The sequence below is a fragment of the Marinobacter sp. UBA3607 genome (assembly GCF_002375525.1).
Taxonomy (GTDB): domain Bacteria; phylum Pseudomonadota; class Gammaproteobacteria; order Pseudomonadales; family Oleiphilaceae; genus Marinobacter; species Marinobacter vinifirmus.
Window position 1 is genome coordinate 363 of the sequence record NZ_DFLY01000006.1, and the last position, 3,699, is coordinate 4,061.

General features: G+C 59.1%; 3 protein-coding genes. 1 reads left to right on the forward strand and 2 read right to left on the reverse strand.

The window, feature by feature from the left end:
* On the reverse strand, nucleotides 1-413 hold a 413-nt coding region (locus B2589_RS01410; RefSeq protein ID WP_286815378.1), incomplete at its 3' end, for an S-adenosylmethionine synthetase N-terminal domain-containing protein.
* Nucleotides 414-509: 96 nt separating this feature from the next.
* Entirely contained in the window at nucleotides 510-1,511 is a 1,002-nt protein-coding gene (locus B2589_RS01415) for a metalloregulator ArsR/SmtB family transcription factor (RefSeq protein WP_199456650.1), read from the reverse strand.
* Nucleotides 1,512-1,747: 236 nt separating this feature from the next.
* Here B2589_RS01415 and tkt point away from each other — a divergent pair.
* The coding region (gene tkt, locus B2589_RS01420) for a transketolase (RefSeq protein ID WP_286815379.1) at nucleotides 1,748-3,699 on the forward strand (1,952 nt) is incomplete at its 3' end.

The following is a 3,699-nucleotide window of genomic DNA, read 5'->3' on the forward strand; positions in this document are numbered from 1 at the left end:
GCCGGCATCAGCACGTCGGTTTCGTTGCTGGCGTAGCCGAACATCAGGCCCTGGTCGCCGGCGCCCTGGTCTTCCGGCTTCTGGCGGTCAACGCCCTGGGCGATGTCCACCGACTGCTTGCCGATGATGTTGATTACGCCACAGGTGTCGCCGTCGTAGCCCACTTCGGAGGAGGTGTAGCCGATGTCTTTGATCACGCCACGCACCAGGTCTTCCAGGTCTACCCAGGCACTGGTGGTGATTTCACCGCCAACGATGGCCACACCGGTTTTCACCATGGTTTCGCAAGCTACGCGAGCGTGCGGGTCGTCGGTCAGGATGGCGTCCAGTACCGCGTCGGAGATCTGATCGGCCAGTTTGTCCGGATGGCCTTCAGAGACCGACTCGGAGGTGAAAATGTTGTAGTCAGACATAGTGGTGCTCCTCTGTGAGCGTTTTCAAAATCGGTGTACGTAATTCTACGTACGTCAATATCAAAGTTTTTTGATGTTCCAGTGTCTGCGCGGGCTTCAGGCCGTTCCAGACGTTTTCCAGAATTCCCGTACCTGCACCTGGAAGCCGTTGCGCAGGCCGATAAACAGTTGCTCGCCCGCAGTCAGGCCTGCATCGGCCGCCCAGGCGGTGAGTTCTTCCGGCTCGAAGCCCAGCCACAGGTCGCCGCAGTTCTCCTTGGCCCAGTCCTGGTCGTGGCTGCACAGGTCGCTGACGATAAAACAGCCACCGCTGTTCATCAGAGCTGCGGCGTCCAGAAAGATGTCCGCCGGGCTGGGTACGTGGTGCAGCACCATGTTGGCGACAATCAGGTCAAAGGCATCGCCCCGGGCCAGTACCGTGTCGGTGACACCTTCAATAAGGTCGACGTTGTTCAGCCGTTCCTCAATACAGGTGCGGGTGGCCTTGGCCAGCATGTCCTTGCTGTTATCCAGCCCCACCACATGATCAAACAGTTGTGACAGCACCGGCAGGAAGCCGCCTTCACCGGGGCCGATTTCCAGCACGCTGCGCCAGTCCTGCCGTGCTGCCCGCTTGCGGATCAGCTCGGCGGTGGGCTCCGCATACAGGTCAAAGGCGGCGATCAGTTCCTGCTGTTCCCGGAACTGCTCCGAATGCCGGGAGAAGAAGGCCTGGGACTGTTCCGCCCGCTGCTCGCGGATGGCCTCGATTTTGTCTTCCAGCTGCGGAGGCAAGGGCACCCGGTCTACGGTCTCGAAAATCTGCCGGATGGCCTGGTCTGCCAGCTTGTCGCCGTCCAGGTTCAGGGGGCGGCGGTAGAAAATGGCATTGCCTTCCCGCTGGGGCTCCAGCAACCCGGCTTTATGCATCACCTTCAGGTGGTGGCTCATGCCGGACTGGCGCATATCAAACATCTGGCTCAGCTCCAGCACACCGAAGGTGTCACGGCGCAGCACCCGCAGGATCTCCAGGCGCAGGGGGTCTCCGCTCGCCTTGAAGATCGGTACCAGGGTGTCCACCGAGGACAATTCGTTCGCATGTGCATTGAGTGAGGTCATGGTTGGCAAGTGTAGGGGGGTTCGATTGATCGATCAATAGCCATATCAAAATTTTTTGATATAGATTTATAGCGTTTGTGAAATCAGTCGCTTTGGTGATTTTGTACCGCCGCCATCGGAAAACCACTACATATGGATTTGCCCCGGCACACAGTAATCGGCGAAAATACGCGCCTTCTTTTTGAGCAGTTTTTGCAGCTTGAAGTCTTTTCCTGAAAAACACTGGAGAATTGTCAATGCCGTCCCGTAAAGATCTCGCCAACGCCATTCGCGCGCTGAGCATGGATGCGGTTCAGAAAGCCAAGTCCGGCCACCCGGGTGCGCCCATGGGTATGGCGGATATCGCCGAGGTACTGTGGAACGATTACCTGAGCCACAACCCGGCCAACCCGCAATGGGCCAACCGTGACCGTTTTGTACTGTCTAACGGCCATGGCTCCATGCTGCAGTACTCCCTGCTGCACTTGAGCGGGTACGACGTTAGCATTGACGACATCAAGAACTTCCGGCAGCTGCACTCCAAGACTCCGGGGCACCCGGAATACGGTTACACACCGGGTATTGAAACCACGACCGGCCCGCTGGGGCAGGGCATTGCCAACGCCGTTGGTTTCGCGCTGGCCGAGAAATCCCTGGCGGCGCAGTTCAACCGCCCGGGCCACGACATTGTGGACCACTACACCTATGCGTTCCTGGGCGACGGCTGCCTGATGGAAGGCATCTCCCACGAAGTGGCTTCCCTGGCCGGTACCCTGGGCCTTGGCAAGCTGGTGTTCTTCTACGACGACAACGGCATTTCCATCGACGGCGAAGTGGAAGGCTGGTTTACCGACAATACTCCGCAGCGTTTTGAATCCTACGGCTGGCAGGTAATTCCGGACGTTGACGGCCACGATGCCGACGCCATCCGCGCGGCTGTTGAACAGGCCCGGGCCAACACCGAGCAGCCGACACTGATCTGCTGCAAGACCATCATCGGCTTTGGTTCCCCCAACAAGCAGGGCAAGGAAGATTGCCACGGTGCCCCGCTGGGTGACGATGAAATTGCCCTGACTCGCGAGGCTCTGGGCTGGCAGCATGGCCCGTTTGAAGTGCCCTCTGAAATCTATGCCGCCTGGGATGCCAAAGAGAAAGGCGCAGCGGCCCAGAAGGCCTGGGAAGACAAGTTCGCCGCCTACGAAAAGGCCGAGCCGGAACTGGCAGCCGAGTTCAAGCGCCGTATGGCCGGTGAGCTGCCTGCAGATTTCGCGGGAAAAGCACAGGCCTACATTCAGGAATGCCAGGACAAGGGCGACACCATCGCTTCCCGCAAGGCTTCCCAGAATGCTCTGAATGCCTATGGCCCAATGTTGCCGGAACTGATGGGCGGCTCTGCCGACCTGGCCGGCTCTAACCTGACCATCTGGTCTGGCTGTAAAGGTGTGACCAAAGACGACGCCTCCGGCAACTACATCTATTACGGTGTGCGCGAGTTCGGCATGGCTGCGATCATGAACGGTATGGCCCTGCACGGCGGCTTTGTTCCTTACGGCGCCACCTTCCTGATCTTCATGGAATACTGCCGTAACGCCGTGCGCATGGCGGCACTGATGAAGCAGCGTTCCATCTTCGTATTCACCCACGACTCTATCGGTCTGGGCGAAGACGGCCCCACGCACCAGCCGATTGAACAGCTGGCCAGCCTGCGCACCACACCGAATATGAGCACGTGGCGCCCGGCTGATGCCGTTGAATCTGCAGTCGCCTGGAAATCTGCCCTGGAGCGTAACGATGGCCCCACGGCCATGGTGTTCTCCCGCCAAGGTCTGCCGCATCAGGATCGTGATGCCGAGCAGCTGGCGAACGTTGCCAAAGGTGGCTACGTATTGTCCGACAGCGAAGGCACGCCTGAGCTGATCCTGATTGCCACCGGCTCCGAAGTCGGTCTGGCGCAAGACGTTGCCGGCAAACTGCGAGAGCAGGGTAAAGCCGTACGTGTAGTGTCCATGCCGTCTACCGACGTATTCGATGCCCAGAGTGCTGAGTACAAGCAGCAAGTTCTGCCGCTGGAAGTGACCAACCGCATTGCAATCGAAGCCAGCATCGCTGACTACTGGTACAAGTACGTTGGTCTGGACGGCCGGGTTGTAGGCATGACCACCTTTGGTGAGTCTGCGCCGGCCGGTGAGCTGTTCAAGGAATTCGGCTT

Excerpts from the sequence above, each read along its gene's own strand:
- B2589_RS01415 (WP_199456650.1), bottom strand. The coding sequence starts at position 1,511 with ATGACCTCACTCAATGCACATGCGAACGAATTGTCCTCGGTGGACACC.